Raw genomic sequence first — 850 nt, 5'->3', positions numbered from 1 at the left:
CGGTGATCGCCGGCCTGAAGGCCGATTGGCAGGTCGAGTACGAACGCTGGCAGAGACGCGATCTGTCGGCGCGTCGCTATGTCTACATCTGGGCCGATGGCGTGTACCTGCCTCGGCTCGCGCGAATCGGAGCTCGCCGGGGCCCCGTTAATTCAACAGAGCGTACGAGCTGCCGCGCCATGCTGACTTGCCTCCGTTCACCTGGGCGCGACGGAGGATTCGACGAATGCGGGCAATTGCGATTGGTGCCAACGAGCACGGTGGATTGGGGTCTCTGGTCGATGAGATGCACAAGCTGCGCGCCCGGGTGTTCGCCGGCCGACTCGGTTGGCAGGTAAAGATCGAGTACGGCCGCGAGCGCGACGAATACGACGCGCTCGACCCGACCTACATCCTGGCCCTGACAGACCTTGGCGACGTCGCAGGCTGTGCCCGCCTGCTTCCGACCACGGGCCCAACCATGCTGTCTTGGACCTTCCCGCAACTGCTCCCGGGCGGCCGGCTACGGGGTAAATCGACCATGGTCGAGAGTTCTCGCTTTTGCGTCGACACGCGAGGCGAGGGGAGGGGAGGGAAGACCGGTTCCTACACGAGGCCACGCTGACGATGTTCGCGGGGATGATCGAGTGGTCGATGTCGAACGGGTTCGACGAAATCGCCACGGCAACGGACGTGCGCTTCGAACGCATCCTGCAACGGGCGGGCTGGCCGATTGCCTTCGGCTTTTCACCGCCTGACGACCCGTACTTTGCAACGCGCTTGAGGGATAGGTTGGGCGAACGGGGGGCGGACGCCCCGCCGGTCAAGGACTGAGCGGCAGCAGCGCGCCGGGCAAGCCGCGGATCAGGTC

1 pseudogene is annotated in these 850 nt (G+C 65.3%); it reads left to right on the top strand.

What is annotated here, in order from left to right:
• Positions 1-226 precede the first annotated feature (226 nt).
• A pseudogene (locus QJT78_RS51735) lies at positions 227-714 on the top strand (acyl-homoserine-lactone synthase); the annotation flags it as partial.
• Positions 715-850: the final 136 nt, after the last annotated feature.

It is taken from the genome of Bradyrhizobium sp. Mp27 (assembly GCF_029953005.1).
Taxonomy (GTDB): Bacteria; Pseudomonadota; Alphaproteobacteria; order Rhizobiales; family Xanthobacteraceae; genus Bradyrhizobium; species Bradyrhizobium barranii.
This window is presented reverse-complemented; position numbering and strand designations above follow the sequence as displayed.